Source organism: Campylobacter sp. MG1 (assembly GCF_026616895.1).
Taxonomy (GTDB): Bacteria; Campylobacterota; Campylobacteria; order Campylobacterales; family Campylobacteraceae; genus Campylobacter_E.
In genome coordinates, this window is sequence record NZ_JANYME010000006.1 from 52,826 (window position 1) to 68,690 (window position 15,865).

The 15,865-nt window shown below is 26.2% G+C and carries 17 protein-coding genes; 7 read left to right on the forward strand and 10 right to left on the reverse strand.

The window, feature by feature from the left end:
- Nucleotides 1-4: 4 nt before the first annotated feature.
- The 10 genes from NY022_RS06175 to NY022_RS06220 all read right to left on the reverse strand — a co-directional run bounded on the left by NY022_RS06175 (nucleotide 5) and on the right by NY022_RS06220 (nucleotide 10,773).
- The gene (locus NY022_RS06175) at nucleotides 5-457 is read right to left on the reverse strand and encodes a 23S rRNA (pseudouridine(1915)-N(3))-methyltransferase RlmH (protein ID WP_267524473.1); all 453 of its coding nucleotides are present in this window, start codon (nucleotides 455-457) and stop codon (nucleotides 5-7) included.
- Nucleotides 454-1,287 carry an acetyl-CoA carboxylase, carboxyltransferase subunit beta gene (gene accD, locus NY022_RS06180; RefSeq protein WP_267524475.1) on the reverse strand — a complete coding sequence of 278 codons (834 nt, stop codon included), beginning with the start codon at nucleotides 1,285-1,287 and terminating at the stop codon, nucleotides 454-456. Before accD ends, NY022_RS06175 begins: the two co-directional genes overlap by 4 nt.
- A gap of 9 nt (nucleotides 1,288-1,296) precedes the next feature.
- The gene (gene bamA / locus NY022_RS06185) at nucleotides 1,297-3,516 is read right to left on the reverse strand and encodes an outer membrane protein assembly factor BamA (RefSeq protein ID WP_267524477.1); all 2,220 of its coding nucleotides are present in this window, start codon (nucleotides 3,514-3,516) and stop codon (nucleotides 1,297-1,299) included.
- 86 nt (nucleotides 3,517-3,602) lie between these two features.
- Entirely contained in the window at nucleotides 3,603-4,964 is a 1,362-nt protein-coding gene (gene gdhA / locus NY022_RS06190) for an NADP-specific glutamate dehydrogenase (RefSeq protein WP_267524478.1), read from the reverse strand.
- Nucleotides 4,965-5,267: 303 nt separating this feature from the next.
- Nucleotides 5,268-6,722, reverse strand: coding sequence for a Ppx/GppA phosphatase family protein (locus NY022_RS06195; protein WP_267524480.1), 1,455 nt, complete (start codon nucleotides 6,720-6,722; stop codon nucleotides 5,268-5,270).
- Between the two features lie 13 nt (nucleotides 6,723-6,735).
- A complete protein-coding gene (locus NY022_RS06200; protein ID WP_267524482.1) occupies nucleotides 6,736-7,872 on the reverse strand; it encodes a sensor histidine kinase in 1,137 nt (378 codons plus the stop codon).
- Nucleotides 7,873-7,964: 92 nt separating this feature from the next.
- Nucleotides 7,965-8,636, reverse strand: coding sequence for a homeostatic response regulator transcription factor HsrA (gene hsrA, locus NY022_RS06205; RefSeq protein ID WP_267524484.1), 672 nt, complete (start codon nucleotides 8,634-8,636; stop codon nucleotides 7,965-7,967).
- A 74-nt stretch (nucleotides 8,637-8,710) separates the two neighbouring features.
- Nucleotides 8,711-9,028 (reverse strand): dihydroneopterin aldolase, encoded by a 318-nt coding sequence (locus NY022_RS06210; protein WP_214117386.1) that lies wholly within the window; start codon nucleotides 9,026-9,028, stop codon nucleotides 8,711-8,713.
- Entirely contained in the window at nucleotides 9,013-9,657 is a 645-nt protein-coding gene (gene plsY, locus NY022_RS06215; protein ID WP_214117385.1) for a glycerol-3-phosphate 1-O-acyltransferase PlsY, read from the reverse strand. The genes NY022_RS06210 and plsY overlap by 16 nt, the downstream gene beginning before the upstream one ends.
- Before the next feature lie 3 nt (nucleotides 9,658-9,660).
- On the reverse strand, nucleotides 9,661-10,773 hold the full coding sequence (locus tag NY022_RS06220) for a PilZ domain-containing protein (RefSeq protein WP_267524486.1): 1,113 nt from the start codon (nucleotides 10,771-10,773) through the stop codon (nucleotides 9,661-9,663).
- 182 nt (nucleotides 10,774-10,955) lie between these two features.
- Here NY022_RS06220 and rplU point away from each other — a divergent pair, with 182 nt between their 5' ends.
- The 7 genes from rplU to NY022_RS06255 are packed head-to-tail and all read left to right on the forward strand — an operon-like array spanning nucleotide 10,956 to nucleotide 15,863.
- Nucleotides 10,956-11,264, forward strand: coding sequence for a 50S ribosomal protein L21 (gene rplU, locus NY022_RS06225; protein WP_214117383.1), 309 nt, complete (start codon nucleotides 10,956-10,958; stop codon nucleotides 11,262-11,264).
- An 11-nt stretch (nucleotides 11,265-11,275) separates the two neighbouring features.
- Entirely contained in the window at nucleotides 11,276-11,533 is a 258-nt protein-coding gene (rpmA, locus tag NY022_RS06230) for a 50S ribosomal protein L27 (RefSeq protein ID WP_214117382.1), read from the forward strand.
- A 24-nt stretch (nucleotides 11,534-11,557) separates the two neighbouring features.
- Nucleotides 11,558-12,550 (forward strand): GTPase ObgE, encoded by a 993-nt coding sequence (gene obgE / locus NY022_RS06235; protein ID WP_214149696.1) that lies wholly within the window; start codon nucleotides 11,558-11,560, stop codon nucleotides 12,548-12,550.
- Nucleotides 12,551-12,574: 24 nt separating this feature from the next.
- Nucleotides 12,575-13,483: a methionyl-tRNA formyltransferase gene (gene fmt / locus NY022_RS06240; RefSeq protein ID WP_267524490.1), complete on the forward strand. Its 909-nt coding sequence runs from the start codon at nucleotides 12,575-12,577 to the stop codon at nucleotides 13,481-13,483.
- Nucleotides 13,476-14,213, forward strand: a complete 738-nt coding sequence (locus NY022_RS06245) for a biotin--[acetyl-CoA-carboxylase] ligase (RefSeq protein WP_267524492.1) — start codon at nucleotides 13,476-13,478, stop codon at nucleotides 14,211-14,213. Before fmt ends, NY022_RS06245 begins: the two co-directional genes overlap by 8 nt.
- On the forward strand, nucleotides 14,210-14,980 hold the full coding sequence (locus NY022_RS06250) for a ParA family protein (RefSeq protein WP_267524494.1): 771 nt from the start codon (nucleotides 14,210-14,212) through the stop codon (nucleotides 14,978-14,980). The genes NY022_RS06245 and NY022_RS06250 overlap by 4 nt, the downstream gene beginning before the upstream one ends.
- Nucleotide 14,981: 1 nt before the next feature.
- Nucleotides 14,982-15,863, forward strand: coding sequence for a ParB/RepB/Spo0J family partition protein (locus NY022_RS06255; RefSeq protein WP_267524496.1), 882 nt, complete (start codon nucleotides 14,982-14,984; stop codon nucleotides 15,861-15,863).
- Nucleotides 15,864-15,865 lie beyond the last annotated feature (2 nt).

Consider the following 15,865-nt stretch of genomic DNA (forward strand, 5'->3'; position numbering starts at 1 on the left):
CTTTCTACTTATGATATGGATGGTTTTTATTTATACAAATTCCTCTATAAATTTGTTCTAGTAATAATATTCTAGCTAATTCATGGGAGAATGTTAGTTTTGATAAGCTTACAACATAATCACAAGAATTTAAAAATTCATCATTAAATCCATAAGCACCACCTATGAAAAAATTTATCTCATTTTTATCTTTTAATAAATTAGCAAATTCAAAACTATTTATATTTTTACCATTTTCACTAAGAGCTATAGAATAATTTTTTTTATATTGACTATAGGCTTTAGTATATTCTGCTTTAGCCTCGTTTATACCTATTTCATGTGCTTTTGCAATTTGTTTAGAAAATATATTATTAATATTTATTTTTGCAAATTGAGAGATAAGTTTTATATATTTATTCTCTAATCTCTCATTTGTATCAATTTTTTTTTGTATGTAGTAAATATTTAAATTCATTTAAAATATCGTAAAAAATCAGTTATAAATTCTTTTTGTTCGCTTCTTTTTACGATAGCGTCAATTAAACCATGCTCTAATAAAAACTCAGCACTTTGAAATCCTTCAGGTAAATCAGCTCCTATAGTTTGCTTAATAACTCTAGCACCAGCAAAACCAATTTGTGCCATAGGTTCAGCTATTACTAAATCACCAAGCCAAGCAAATGATGCTGAAACTCCTCCGAAAGTTGGATTTGTAAGTAATGAAATGTATGGCAACCCTTCTTTAGATAATAATTTTAGAGCAGCTGATGTTTTTGCCATTTGCATAAGTGAATATGTGCTTTCTTGCATTCTAGCACCACCACTTGCACTAATTATTATAAGCGCTTCTTTTTTTTGCATTGCACGTTGAACTGCACGAACTATTTTTTCACCTTCTACACTTCCTAGCGAACCACCCATAAAAGAAAAATCAAATACACATAATTGAACGCCAATTCCACCGATTTTACATTCGCCTGAAATTACCGCACTTGTTCTACCAGTCTTATCTTCACTTTCATTTAAGCGTTTTTTATAACTTTTAGAATCGACAAATTTTAATGGGTCATTTGCTCTTAAAGTTTTATCATATTCAACAAAACTTCCTTCATCAACTAGCATTTCTATTCTTTCACTAGGGCTTAATTTCATATGTAAGCCACACTTAGGGCACACATTAAAGCAACTTGCAACTTCTTTGTAATACATTAAAGCATGACAATTATCACATTTTACCCAATGATTTGGTGCTTCATTTGGCTTTGATTGTGTTCTTCTAATTTTAAATATATCTGCAAGATTCATTAACTTCTCCTAAAAAGTACTTCCTATACTAAATTCAAATGTATTTGTTTTATCGCCATCTTTTTTATTTAGAGGTTTAGAGAAAACAAAATTTAATGGCCCCATAGGTGTTGTCCAGTCAAGACTTAAACCAACGCTTTCTTTTTTAATTTCACTAAGTTTTTTCTCACCTATCATACCATAATCATAAAATACTGAACCTCTTAATTTTAATTTATCAATTAAAGGGAAATTTAATTCAACACTTGAATTTAAACTTTTCGCACCACCTTTATCATATATAGCTCCTAATTTACCTATACCTTTAGGACTTATTGTATCGCTTTCAAATCCACGAACAGAACCTAAACCCCCTAAGTATAATCTAGAGTTAATAGGTGTTTTATTGTAATCAAATATGTGGTTATAAGAAGTTTTAAATCTAAAAATTATGTCAGTATCAAAATCTTCTTTTAAGCCTTTATAATATTTAAAATCAAATGCAGCTTTTTTATATCTTTGAGTTCCACCAAGTCCTACATAAGTATAAGCAGCTCTAGCAAATATACCACTTCTAGGCAAGTAATAATCATCAGTATTGTCAAAGTAAATGTAAGGAGTTATAGCTGACTTTGTTGATTTTCCTAATTTTTCGCCACTATTTATCATTTCATATGTTGCTTTTCTCAAATCACTTTTTTCATAATTATAAATGGCACCAACTCCCCAGAATCTACCAATTTCTCTACCTAAGCTAAGCTCTAAACCATGGTTATATTCTTCATAGGTATCCCAATCTCTTTTGTAACTATATAAACTAATTCCTGATGAAAATTTACTATCAAAAATTCTAGGGTTATTTAAAAATATTTTTCCTGTTACATCTTTATCTGATTTTTCAATGTTTATACCACCGTGCAATCCACTTCCTAGTATATTTCTATCGCTTACTGATGCATTTAGTAAAAATCCATCAGACGTACTATAGCCTATACCACCAGTTATAGAACCAGTTGGTTTTTCTTTTACTTCCACTAATAAGTCTATACTTCCTAGTTGATTTGGTTGAGGTGTGATTTTTACATCATCAAAATATCCAGTCTTTTTAAGAGATAATATACTGTCATTTAAATCAGTTCTACTAAATTGCATACCTTCAGTTAAATATAACTCTCTTCTTATTATTTTATCTAATGTTTTATCATTGCCCTTTATTATAACTTGACCTATGTTGTATTTATTTCCAAGTTCAACTTTGAAGTCTATATCTATTATAGTTCTTTCATCATTTTTGCTTATATCAGGATAAACATTCACTAAAGCGTAGCCTTTATCTTGGAATTTTGTAGATATGTAATCTATATCAGATTTTATTTTTTCGGAATTTACATACTTACCTTTTTTGCTTCTTAAATCTTTTATATTTAATTTTAATTCATTTTCTAATGGATTTTCTATGCTAATACTTTCTATTTTATATCTTTTACCTTCATATATGTAGTATGTTAGTTCAGCAGTATAATTTTGCATATTTGCTTCTAAAAATGCATTTGATATAGTAGCATCTAGATATCCTTTTTTAAGATATTCATCTTTAATTCTAGCTGGATCATTAGGTAATTCAGTAGAATATAATTTACCATCATTAAAGCCCCAAAACCAACCTAAAAATTCCTTTTCTTTGTTTGCTATTACTGGGTCAAAATGTTTGTATTTTAGCTTTTCAGAACCAACTAGATTAACCTTTTGTATTTTTATAGTTTCACCTCTATTTATGTTAAATACTAGAGCTACAGCGTTATTTGGTAATTCTTCTTTATCAACTTCAACAAGGCTATCATAATATCCACGAGATTGATAGTAAAGTACTATTTTTTCCTTTGCATCATTTATTTTCTTTTCGTTATATGCTTCACCTTTTTTAATTGATATAAAACTTTGAATTTGTTTCATATCATTTGATGATGTTCCTTTAACATCCACTTTTGCTATGAAAGGTTTTTCAATTACGTTGAAAGTTAATTTTCCATTTGAATTTTCTACAAAAATATCATCAAAAAAACCATATGAAAATAAATTTTTTATAGCTTGATTGATTTTATAAACATTGATTTCATCACCTTGCTTTAAATCAGCAACTTGTTGTGCTTGTTCATTTGATAAATGGTAAAGACCTTTAAACTCTACACCAGTTATATTCTGTGCATATATTAAAGAGCTAAACATAGATATATACAATACTTTTTTCATAATGTGCCTATTTTTTGTAAAATTGAATAGATATAATAATGTAAAAAAGTTAATATATATAAGCCCTAATTTATAGGGCTTTCAGCTTAAATATAACCTTGTTCTATCATTGCATCTGCAACTTTTTTAAATCCAGCTATATTTGCACCAGCTACTAGATTATTTTCAAAACCAAATTCTTTAGCTGTTTCACTTGTTCTTGTATAAATATCTTTCATTATGGCATGAAGTTTTTGATCTACTTCTTCAAAAGTCCAAGATGTCATATTTGCATTTTGTTGCATTTCTAAACCACTTGTAGCAACTCCACCAGCGTTTGCAGCTTTAGCAGGTGCATAAAAAATTCCACTATCTAAAATAAATTTTTGTGCTTCTAAAGTACAAGGCATATTAGCACCTTCAGCGATTAATTTACAACCATTTTTATGTAAATTTTTAGCATCTTCTAAACTTAGTTCGTTTTGAGTAGCACTAGGGAAAGCACAATCACAAGGAACACTCCAAACTCCATTTGTGCCTTTTTCATAATTTACTTTTGATATATATACAGCACCTTTTTTTTCATTTGCATAATCACTTACTCTTAATCTTCTAACTTCTTTGATATCTTTTAGTAGTTCTAAATCAATACCATCTTTATCATATACATAACCATCACTATCACTTATAGCTACTACTTTTGCACCGTATTGGTGTAATTTTTCAATTGTGTAAATAGCAACATTGCCACTGCCTGATACTACACAAGTTTTTCCTTCAAAACTATCTTTGTTATCTTTTAAAATTTCATTTGCAAAATATACTGCTCCATAACCTGTAGCTTCTTTTCTAACTAATGAACCACCCCAATTAATAGCTTTACCAGTTAGAGTGCCATCAAACTTAGAAGTAATTTTTTTATAAGCACCAAACATATATCCTATTTCTCTAGCACCAACTCCAATATCACCTGCAGGAACATCAGTAGAATATCCTATGTGTTTACTAAGTTCACTCATAAATGCTTGACAAAATCTCATAATTTCAGCGTCACTTTTACCTTTAGGATCAAAGTTAGCACCACCTTTTCCACCACCTATGTGTAAGCCTGTTAATGAATTTTTGAAAATTTGTTCAAATGCAAGGAATTTTAGAATATCTAAATTTACGCTTGGATGAAATCTTAATCCACCTTTATAAGGTCCAAGAACGCTAGAAAATTGTACTCTATATCCAAAATGAGTTTGTGCATGGCCTTTATCGTCTATATAGACAACTCTAAAAATGATTGTTCTTTCCGGCATTACCATTCTTTGCAATACAGCATGCTCTTCATATTGTTTGTTTAAATCTAAAAGAGGTGTTATAGATTTTAACACTTCAGTAGCACATTGTAAAAAAATAGGTTGTCTTGATGAAACTCTTTTTATTAGGTCTAAAGTTTCGTTTACATATGATTTAGCACTCATATTTACTCCTTAAAAAAAATAGATTAATATTGTCGCAAAAAAAAATAAAATTTTACTTAAAAAAAATTAGAATTTTTTATAAAATTTTTATTGAATTTTATTTAATTTTTTTTTGAATATTTTTGTATTATTTTTTTTAATATTTTTCATTAATTTTTTTTGACATTTTTTATAAAATTTTTTAGGATATTTATAAGAAAATAAATATTTTTTATAAAATTTATAAGATATTTAATAATAGAAAATTAATATTGAATATCGTAGATATGGGTGTAATCTACGATAGGTAAATTACAAAATATTTTAAATTTCTTCGTTATTGATATAGATATTAAAACTTTTAGGTTTATTTATTTTTTTAATCGCTTCATGTATTATAAAATTATTTGTATTTTTTTCAATGTATAAAGTTTTATTTTTATATGTAAAATTACAAATTTCGTTTTCACAGGCTTTATTTAAGGCTCTACAAAATGCAAGTATAAAATTAAGCCAAGATATAGTATTTTCATCTGGTAATAATTTTTTTAATTTTAAATTTTCATAATTTATCTTTTTGCCATGTTGCTCTATTATAGTTGATATAATAGCCTTATCTTCATGTTTTATGCAAAAATTTAATCCATTTAATATAAAATATGAACTATGCTTGTGCTTTGAGTAAAAACTTAATAGCAATCCTAATTCGCTTATTCTTGAAGCGTAGTTTAAATGAAATAAATATTTATCATCAACATAATGTATATCTTTTAAACACATAAATAAATTTTTAGTATTTTTTATTAAAGAATTTGTTTTTATTTTTAAAAATCTATCTTCTAAACTTTTTAAACTAGGATTAAAATTAATCGGAAAATTTTGATGTCTACCGAATAAATCTTTTAAATAAATTCCTTCTCTAACTCCAGCACCACTTGTTATAATATTTTGTATTTTTAACTTTTGTGCTATTTTTAAAAATACTAATGCACCAACTTTTATGGTATCATGTCTTTCTTTTTTTATTCCTAATGAATTTAGTTCAGCGTTTTTGCAGTTTATTATTTTTTCAATAAAATCAATTTCTTTATTGAATTCGTAAGAAAAAGAATGCACTTGACTTAGCGGATAATCATTTTTTTCCATTATAGCCGAACTAATTGCTCTTAAAGAACCACCTATAGTTATTAAATTTGTAGATTTAAAATTACTAGGTATATTTTCTAATGAGTAGTCTATAAATTTTTCTAATTTATTTATTTTATCTTTAAATAAATCTTTAAGTCTAACTGTTCCTAGGTCTAATGAAAAAGTTTGTATAACTTTTGAATTTTGTATTAGGCATAATTCCGCACTTCCTCCACCTATGTCAAGACATATAGCATCTTCTATTTTAGGTAGTAAATTAATAGCTCCAAAACCACTTAAATATGCTTCATTTTCACCACTTAATGTTTTAATATTTATTTTTAATTCTTTTTTTAGTGCATTTATAAAAATATCTTTATTACTTGCATCTCTTAATGCTGAAGTTCCAACACAAAAAATTTTATTGCATGATAAATATTTTGCTTGTATTTTAAAATATTTAATAATTTCTATAGCTTTTTTTATTTGTTTTTCTGATAATATATTATTGTTTTCGTAAGCACCTTGAGCTAAACGAAATTTAACTTTTTGTTCGTTTAATATATAAAAACCATATCTTGAAGTTTTTTCAAATACAGCCATTCTAACGCCGTTTGAACCTAAATCAATTATTGCTGTTCTTTTTGCCATTTTTTCTTCTTTTCTAATGTTTTAATTTTATTTTAAACATTGCTCTAGTGCCTTGTTTATCTTTTCTATTTATTAAATTTATATTAGCTTTTAATGCTGTTGCTGCTGATTTTGATAAATATAGTCCTAGTCCAACACCTTCTTTATTTCCATATCTTTTAAATGGTGCAAAGTAGTCTTTATTTTCGTCTAATCCACAACCTTCATCATCTATATATAGGTAAAAATACCCATCAATTATTTCGGAGCTTATTTTTATAGTGCTATTTTCTGGAGAAAATTTAAAAGCATTTTGTATAAAATTTTGTAAAATTTGTGAAAATAGAGTTTTTTGAATTTTCATTATAAGATTATTTGGTTTTAAGTCAATATCTATTTTTTGTCCAGTTTTTGTACCTAAAAGGCTAAAATTTTTGCTTTCTTGTTTTATAAAATCAATTAAATCAATTTCATTTGCTTCTTCAAATTGAGCACCTTCTAATCTACCAACTTTAAGAATTTCATTTATGACTTTATTCATATTTTCTATACTATTATTTGAATTTTTGATTGTTTCAATATAATAATCATTATTTCTTTGCTTTATTAATGTTACATCATTTTTAGCTTTCATAACAGCTAATGGTGTTTTTAATTCGTGTGCTATTCCTATAAATAATTCTTTTTGTGATGAGTTATAATTTTTAATTCTATTAATTAAATTATTTATTCCATTAATGACTTCTTTAAATTCTAATGGATAATCATTTGTATTAAGTTTATTTTTAAAATCATCATCAAATTTACTAATTTTTAGCCCCAATTCTTTAAGATGTATAGATAATATTCTTGATAAAAATAAAGAATGAAAAATAATCAAAGTTATCGCTATGGCTATAGTTAATAGTAATCCTATGAATATAGTATCTAATATTTTTATGGTTTGTGTTATGTCTTTTTTTAATATTAAATAATCACCAAAATTATTATACGGATAGGTAAGAATTAATATCTTTTTATTATTTTCACTAATAATTTTAAAATTTGCCTTCTCATTTTTTTTATTAAGATTTATTATTTTATAATCTTTATGAATGGTAAAATTAGAATTTTTATCAAATTTAATTATATTTACAGCATTTTGTGTTAACGCATCAAATTCGTTTTTCATTATGCTGAATTTTAAAATTTGATAAGAAAGTATAGAAAATATAACAACTAGTACAGTAATAGTACTGGCTAGTTGTATAAAAAATTTATTGCTTATGCTTTTTTTGGAAAGCAAAATCTATAGCCTCTTCTTCTTATTGTTTCAATAGTTGAGATACCTAAAGGCTTATCCATTTTTTGCCTAATTTGATTGATTGCAACTTCAATTACATTAGGAGTTACAAGTTCAGGTTCTTCCCAAATTGCATCTAATAATTGTTCTTTTGATACTATTTGATCAGAGTGTCTTGCAAGATGGGTTAATACTTCAAAAGGTTTACCTTTTAATTCAATTTCTTTACCTTTATAAGTAATTTTTTCTTCATCTGGGTCTATTTCTAAATTATCAATTTTAATTGTATTTGACCCACCAAATCTAAGTCTTGCTTCAATTCTAGCAATTAATACATCAAAGTCAAAAGGTTTTTTAATATAATCATCGGCACCAGATTTTAACGCTTTTACTTCACTATCTTTATCATCTTTTGCTGATAGTATTATAACAGAAGTTCTAGCTGATTTTTGTTTTACTGTATATATTAAATCTACACCATCTCCGTCTGGTAGCATCCAATCAGTTAAAACTAAATCGTAGTTTCTAATACCAACATAGTATTCCGCATCTTTGTAATTCTCACAACTATCAATTTGATATCCGTATTCAGTTAATCCTTCTGCTAGGGTTTTATTTAATGATATTTCATCTTCTACAATTAAAATACGCATTTTTTTTCCTTAAAATAAAATTAAAGTTATGCTAACACAATTTAAGCAAATATTCAAGTTTTTTTAAAGTTATTTTAATATTTTTTTTTGTATTTAGCACTAAGTTTTGTGTTTTTCATAATCTCTAATTTAATAATCTCAATTTTTATTTTTTTTAGTTGTGGAAATTTGATTTTTATTTTTTTTGCTAGTTTTTTATTAGCTTTTTCTAGGGTAAAGAATTTTTTTGATTTTAAATATTTTTTTGATAATTTAGTTACTTTAGCATAGTCTAAAAAACTATCAGCTTTTGCATTTATTTTTAGGCTTATTGTCTGCTTTTCTAATCTTTCAAATTCCAATAAGCCTATTATACATTTAAATTTTGTTTTTATTTTTATATGACTTTGCATTCGTCTTTAAAAATCAATCTAATAATATTTGGTATATGTTTATAGAACACAAAAAATAATATTAAATATATTGGTGCGTGAGAATTAATACTAATATTAGGGTATAAAAATTCTGCACTAATTACTCCAATACTAAATCCTATTAATGATGCTAAGCTAGATATTTTAAATACTTTTCCGATTATTAGCCAAAAAATAAGACCTATAATTACAGAATAAGGAACTAATAGTATTAAAGCTCCAGCCCCACTAGCTACGCCTTTACCGCCATTAAAGCTTAAAAATATGCTATAGCAATGTCCTATAACACTAAGAACTGCCATAGCCCAAATTGTTGCTTCATTTATATCTAAAAACATAGCAATACAAATTGGAAGCATAGCTTTTAAAAAATCACTTAACATAGTAGCTATTGCTAATTTTTTAGCCAATTTTGGATTAACTTGCTTTACAACTCTTAATACATTTGTAGCTCCTATGCTTTTTGAACCTTGAGATTTAATATCAACATTCGCAAATTTTTTAGCATATATTAATCCAAAAGGAATTGAGCCTATTAAATAGGCTATTAACATACAAATTAAATTATTATTTGTAAATAAGTCAATTATAAATGTAATAAAATTCATATCTTAATCTCTTTTATATAATTCTAGCTGGTTTTTAAGCTCTATTAGAGTTTCTTCAACTCTTTTTACAGCAAATTCTTTAATTTTTATAGAATCTTTTTGATTAGGTAATATTTCTAAACAATACCTATAAGCATTTTGATATACAATCAAAACTACTAATTTAAAATTTAAATCGAGTTCAACATTTTCATTGCTGTTAGGTATATGTAATTTTATATGTGATTTTAAAATATCACCTTTTTTAAAACCTATATCTTCTGTAGAAACAACTCCGATTCCACCTTCTGATATGTCAAATAATTTTCCACTGATACTTCTTCCATCATCATGCGTTAAAGTTATTTTTGTGAATTCATTAGGATGGACTCTTGGATACATTCTTTTTAATGCGTACATATGCATTTGGTTTTCAAAATCATTCAGGCATACTGTACAATTTGCTATATTACACCATAATATATTTGCTTTAATATTTTTCTTTAGGTACTGATTTTGTACTATATAAGCATTTTCTTCTTCTTTCATAGCAAGTATTTGCATTAAATCTAGTTTTACTACTATACTATTATTATCTACTTGTAAAATTTCACCAAAAGTTCTTACTGGTACACCATTGTATAAATTTAAAAATTCAAGTTTTTCACCTATACTTTTCATCTTTTTGAATGTATCAATAAATGATTCTTGTATAAAAAATCCATAGTTACTATTAGAAAATACATTAGTTTGATTGTTTTGTTGCTCGTTTAAAGGAAATTTAAAAAATATTGCAATGTATCTATTAAGAGCATTGGCTAAATATATTAGCAAAGTTGTATCTAAATTATTGTTCTCTACATATTTAGAAAAATCAATATATGTGATTAAAAGAAATTCAAAAAAACAAGCCTTGTCAAAATCTTTTGAGTTGGATATTTTTTTTCCTACTTCTATATCAAATTTTTTAATTAATAACATAGAATAAAGTTCTTGATAACTTTCTAGTGTTTCTCTAGTTAAAGCCTTGCCTTCATTTTTATAGTATGATTGTATATTATTTATAAATTTATGTGTGTATTTTTCAAAGTAATCAATGCTAGAATCAATTAATTCATCTCTTCCATTAAAACTCATATCAAAATTTCCTTCAGTTGAATTATTTTTATTAGTGTAGCAAAAAAAATACAATTTTAAATAAAAATTAATTATTTTTTGATAATATTCGCTTTTTACAACTCATTTAAGCTTATTTAAATCTTTAAATTTCTAATATTTAAAGTGCTTGATGGGACTTACTAAATTACAAAGGATGAATTATGTATGCTATTTTTAAACATAGCGGTAAGCAGTACAAAGTAAGTGTTGGCGACGAATTAAAGTTAGATCGCTTTGAAGCAGAGAAAAAGTCTATCGTAGAAGTTACAGATGTTTTAGCTGTTAACGATAAAGAATTAAAAATTGGTACCCCTTTTGTTAGTGGAGCGAAAGTTGTTCTTGAAGTTATCAACGAAGGAAAAGATAAAAAAGTTGTAATTTTTAAGAAAAGAAGAAGAAAAGACTCTAAATTAAAAAGAGGTTTTAGAAGACAATTTACTCGCGTAGTAGTAAAAGAAATTAAAGCGTAAGGAGAAATACAATGGCACACAAGAAAGGTCAAGGTTCAACTCAAAATAATAGAGATTCTATAGGTAGACGTTTAGGTGTTAAAAAATTTGGTGGAGAATTTGTAAGAGCTGGAAATATTATTATTCGCCAAAGAGGAACAGCAACTCACGCAGGAGCAAATGTTGGTATGGGAAGAGATCATACTATTTTTGCTTTAGTTGATGGTTTTGTTAAATTTGAAAGAAAAGACAAAAACCGCAAAAAAGTTTCTGTATATCCTGCAGTATAATTTAAATTAAAAGGAGCTTAGGTAATGTTTGTTGATAGTATAAAAATTAGGCTGAGCTCTGGTAACGGCGGAGCGGGTGCTAGCTCATTTCGCCGTGAAAAACATGTTCCACTAGGTGGTCCTGATGGCGGTGATGGCGGTCGTGGTGGCGATGTAGTGGTTATTTGTGATAATAATCTTCATACTTTAGCGCATTTTAAAGGCAAAACACATTTAAAAGCTAGTAATGGTGATTGTGGATTACCTAGAAATAAAAGTGGTAAAAAAGGCGAGAATTTAGAAATAAAAGTTCCAATAGGTACTCAAATTATTGATATTAATACCAATGAAATCTTACATGACTTTACGAGTTTAGGAGAGCAAATAGTCTTATTAAATGGTGGTTTAGGTGGCCTTGGAAATAGACATTTTAAAAGTTCTGTTAATCAAAGACCTACATACGCTCAACCTGGCAAAAAAGGAGAAAGTCTAGAAGTAAGACTTGAATTAAAATTAATTGCTGATGTTGGATTAGTTGGATATCCTAATGTTGGAAAATCTACTTTAATTAGTATAGTAAGTAATGCTAAGCCAGAAATTGCTGATTATGAATTTACAACTCTTACTCCAAAATTAGGTGTTGTAGATATTAATGATTACTCGTTTGTAATGGCTGATATACCAGGAATTATAGAAGGTGCTAGCGAAGGAAAAGGTTTAGGATATGAGTTCTTAAAACACATATCAAGGTCAAAATGCTTATTATTTATGCTAGATAGTTTTAAAGAAATGAGCATTAAAGAACAATTTATTAATTTATACAAAGAACTTGAAGCTTATGGCTTGAATGATTTTAAATTTGCAGTTGCAATCACAAGATGTGATGTGGCTAAAGAGAATTTAATTCAAGAATTAGAACTTTTAAATGAGTATTTAAAAAGATATGATAATTTAGTTTTTGTTACAAAAATATCTTCAGTTACTAATGATGGTATTAAAGAGTTAAAATTATCTTTATCAAAAATGTTATTTGAATAACATATCTTAATTTTTAGGTATATCATGAAAAAAAATATAGTATTTATGGGCACGCCCGAATTTTCGGCATTTATTTTAGAAGAGCTTAGTAAATTTCATAATGTAAGTCTAGTTTTAACCCAAACAGATAAAGAAGTTGGAAGAAAAAAAATATTAACTCCAAGTCCGGTAAAAGAGATTGCGTTAAAACTAAACTTAGAATTAGCACAACCAAAAAGCTTAAGAAATAATGAAGAGATTAGAAATTTAATTAGCAATAAAAAACCAGATTTTATAATAGTTGCAGCTTATGGAAAAATACTACCAAAAGAGATTTTAGACATAGCACCTTGTATTAATACTCACGCTAGTTTACTTCCTTATTATAGAGGAGCTTCACCTATACAAAGTGCTATTTTAAATGGTGATATTGTAAGTGGAGTTACACTTATGAATATGGATATAGGTCTTGATACTGGAGATATTTTATATCAACAAGAATTAAATATTAAGGATTTAAATTCTCCACAAGTATTTGAAAAAATGTCTAAATTATCAGCAAAAATGCTTTTGGAATTTTTAGAAAATCCAAATTATTTTCAACCTATTAAACAAGATGATTCAAAGGTAACTCATACAAAAATTATCAAAAAACAAGATGGTTTAATTGAGCTAAATAATGCTAAAGAAATATACCAAAAATATTTAGCATTTTATGATTGGCCTAATATATTTTTAGAAAATGGTTTAAAGCTAAATGAACTTGAATTGAATGAATGTGAAAGTGATAATAAAGAAGGGCTTATAAAAGAAATAGGTAAAAATTATTTAATTTTAACTTGTAAAAAAGGCAGCTTAAAAGTTTATAAATTGCAAGATGCAGGTAAAAAGTCTTTAGATGCTAATGTATATGTAAATGGTAAAAGGTTAAAACAAGGAGATAACATTGTATAATCTAGCTTTTTGTAATTGTATAAGTTCAACTCAAGTTGAGCTTATAAATGCTATTAGAAATGGTTTTAAAGAACACGCATTTGCATTGGCTACGCTTAAACAAACTAACGGAATTGGCTCTTGTAATAGAAATTGGATTAGCGATAATACTGATTCACTTGGCAATATAAATTCTAAGATTCATAATCAGTATTTTAAAGATATAGATTTTATATTTTTTGATGAATATAATAAATTTAATTTAGATATAAAAAATAATTTATATTTATCTTTTTTTAATGATAATTTACCAGATGATTTACCTATTCAATCAGCTAGTATATATTATTCTATGATAATGAAAATAGTCTTAAAAGAATTTGGTTCAAAAGTTTTTATCAAATGGCCTAATGATTTTTATTTAGATAATAAAAAAATTGGAGGGCTAATTACTGCAAAAATAAAAGATAAATTAGTTTGTGGTATTGGTATAAACATAACTACAGCACCAGTAGATGCTAATATTTTAGATATAGATATTTCATATTCAACATTACTTAAAACTTTTTTTGATAGAATAAATCTTAATATTTCTTGGAAAGAAATTTTTGATTATTATAAGAGTGATTTTGAATTAAGTAGGTCGTTTTATTTTAAAAATGATGATAATACTTATTCATTAAATGATGTAAAATTATATGAAGATGGTTCTATTTTAGTAGATAACAAAAGGATATATAGTTTAAGATGAGTGAAATTATAACAATAGCTAATCAAAAGGGTGGGGTAGGTAAAACAACAACGGCAGTGAATTTAGCAGCTTCTTTGGCTGTCGAAGAAAAAAAAGTTTTATTGATAGATTTAGACCCACAAGCGAATGCTACTACAGGATATGGATTTAAAAGAAGTGATTATGAGTTTAATATCTACCATGTTTTAACTGGTAAAAAAACATTAAATGATATTATATTGAAAACTAATCTTGATAATTTAGATTTAGCCCCATCTAATATATTATTGACTGGTTTTGAACAGGAGATAGGAAATAATAACATTAAGCAAATTTTATCTAAAGCATTAAAAGATGTAGCGCTTAGATATGATTTTATTATAATAGATTCACCACCATCTTTAGGTAATATTACTATAAATGCTTTAGTGGCAAGTACTGATGTAATTATTCCAATGCAATGTGAATTTTATGCGTTAGAAGGTTTAGCTATGATTTTTAATACTATAAAAACTATTAAAAAAAGTATGAATCCTAGATTAAAAATTAGGGGTATTTTGCCTACTATGTATAGTTCTCAGAATAATTTATCTAAAGAAACCGTTGCTGATTTGCAGCAGCATTTTAATGAAAAATTATTTAAGAAAAATGGTGAAATTATTTTGATACCAAGAAATATAAAGCTTGCAGAATGTCCAGGTTTTGGCAAACCAATAGTTTTATATGATATAAAATCACCAGGTTGTATAGCATATCAAAATTTAGCTCAGTCTTTAATAGGATTATAAAATGGCAAAGAAGTCTTTAGGTTCGAGTCTTGAAAATTTATTAGATGATATTTCATTAATTTATGATGAACAATTTAGTAATACATTCAATAATGATTTAGATACTATAAAAGATATAGAAATTGATGATATTTCACCTAATCCTTATCAACCTAGAAAGTATTTTGACGAAAATACTATAAGTGAGTTAGCTAATTCTATTAAAAATCATGGTTTATTACAACCTATAGTTATAATTGATGCTAATGAATTATGTGAAAAAGCTAAAGAAAATGGTGAGATTTTAGAAAGTAAAACAAGATATTTTTTAGTAGCTGGTGAAAGAAGATTAAGAGCTGTTAAAAGTTTAGGTAATAAAACAATAAGATCTATTATTGCTAATATAGATTCAAGCAAAACAAGAGAATTGGCTTTACTTGAAAATATTCAAAGAGAAGATTTAAATCCCATAGAATTAGCTTTAGCATATAAAGAGATTATGAGAGTTAGAAATTTAACTCAAGATGAATTAGCACAAAGTATTCAAAAAAGTAGAACAAATATTGCGAATACTTTAAGATTGTTAAATTTAAATGAAAAAACACAAAAATATATAATTGACGGTAAAATTTCAGCTGGTCATGCAAAAGTTATTGCTGGTCAGTTAGAGGATGAAGAAATTTTAGTTAATACAGTAATAGGTCAAAAATTAAATGTTAGAGATTGCGAAAAATTAGCTAATAAGCTTAAAGGTAAATCAAAAACTATTAATATTGATTTAGAAGTAATAGAAAAATTGAGGAAATTAGAAATTAATTTTAAAATAAATAATTATAATATTATTTTCAACTTACAAGATGAGAAAACATTAAATTTTATTCAAAATTGCATAAAAAAATATTAAGT

Coding starts and splice junctions, on each gene's coding strand:
- obgE (WP_214149696.1), top strand. CDS start 11,558: ATGTTTGTTGATAGTATAAAAATTAGGCTGAGCTCTGGTAACGGCGGA.
- NY022_RS06195 (WP_267524480.1), bottom strand. CDS start 6,722: ATGGCAAAAAGAACAGCAATAATTGATTTAGGTTCAAACGGCGTTAGA.
- gdhA (WP_267524478.1), bottom strand. CDS start 4,964: ATGAGTGCTAAATCATATGTAAACGAAACTTTAGACCTAATAAAAAGA.
- rpmA (WP_214117382.1), top strand. CDS start 11,276: ATGGCACACAAGAAAGGTCAAGGTTCAACTCAAAATAATAGAGATTCT.
- bamA (WP_267524477.1), bottom strand. CDS start 3,516: ATGAAAAAAGTATTGTATATATCTATGTTTAGCTCTTTAATATATGCA.
- NY022_RS06255 (WP_267524496.1), top strand. CDS start 14,982: ATGGCAAAGAAGTCTTTAGGTTCGAGTCTTGAAAATTTATTAGATGAT.
- fmt (WP_267524490.1), top strand. CDS start 12,575: ATGAAAAAAAATATAGTATTTATGGGCACGCCCGAATTTTCGGCATTT.
- NY022_RS06220 (WP_267524486.1), bottom strand. CDS start 10,773: ATGAGTTTTAATGGAAGAGATGAATTAATTGATTCTAGCATTGATTAC.
- hsrA (WP_267524484.1), bottom strand. CDS start 8,636: ATGCGTATTTTAATTGTAGAAGATGAAATATCATTAAATAAAACCCTA.
- NY022_RS06200 (WP_267524482.1), bottom strand. CDS start 7,872: ATGAAAAACGAATTTGATGCGTTAACACAAAATGCTGTAAATATAATT.
- accD (WP_267524475.1), bottom strand. CDS start 1,287: ATGAATCTTGCAGATATATTTAAAATTAGAAGAACACAATCAAAGCCA.
- NY022_RS06210 (WP_214117386.1), bottom strand. CDS start 9,028: ATGCAAAGTCATATAAAAATAAAAACAAAATTTAAATGTATAATAGGC.
- plsY (WP_214117385.1), bottom strand. CDS start 9,657: ATGAATTTTATTACATTTATAATTGACTTATTTACAAATAATAATTTA.
- NY022_RS06175 (WP_267524473.1), bottom strand. CDS start 457: ATGAATTTAAATATTTACTACATACAAAAAAAAATTGATACAAATGAG.
- NY022_RS06250 (WP_267524494.1), top strand. CDS start 14,210: ATGAGTGAAATTATAACAATAGCTAATCAAAAGGGTGGGGTAGGTAAA.
- rplU (WP_214117383.1), top strand. CDS start 10,956: ATGTATGCTATTTTTAAACATAGCGGTAAGCAGTACAAAGTAAGTGTT.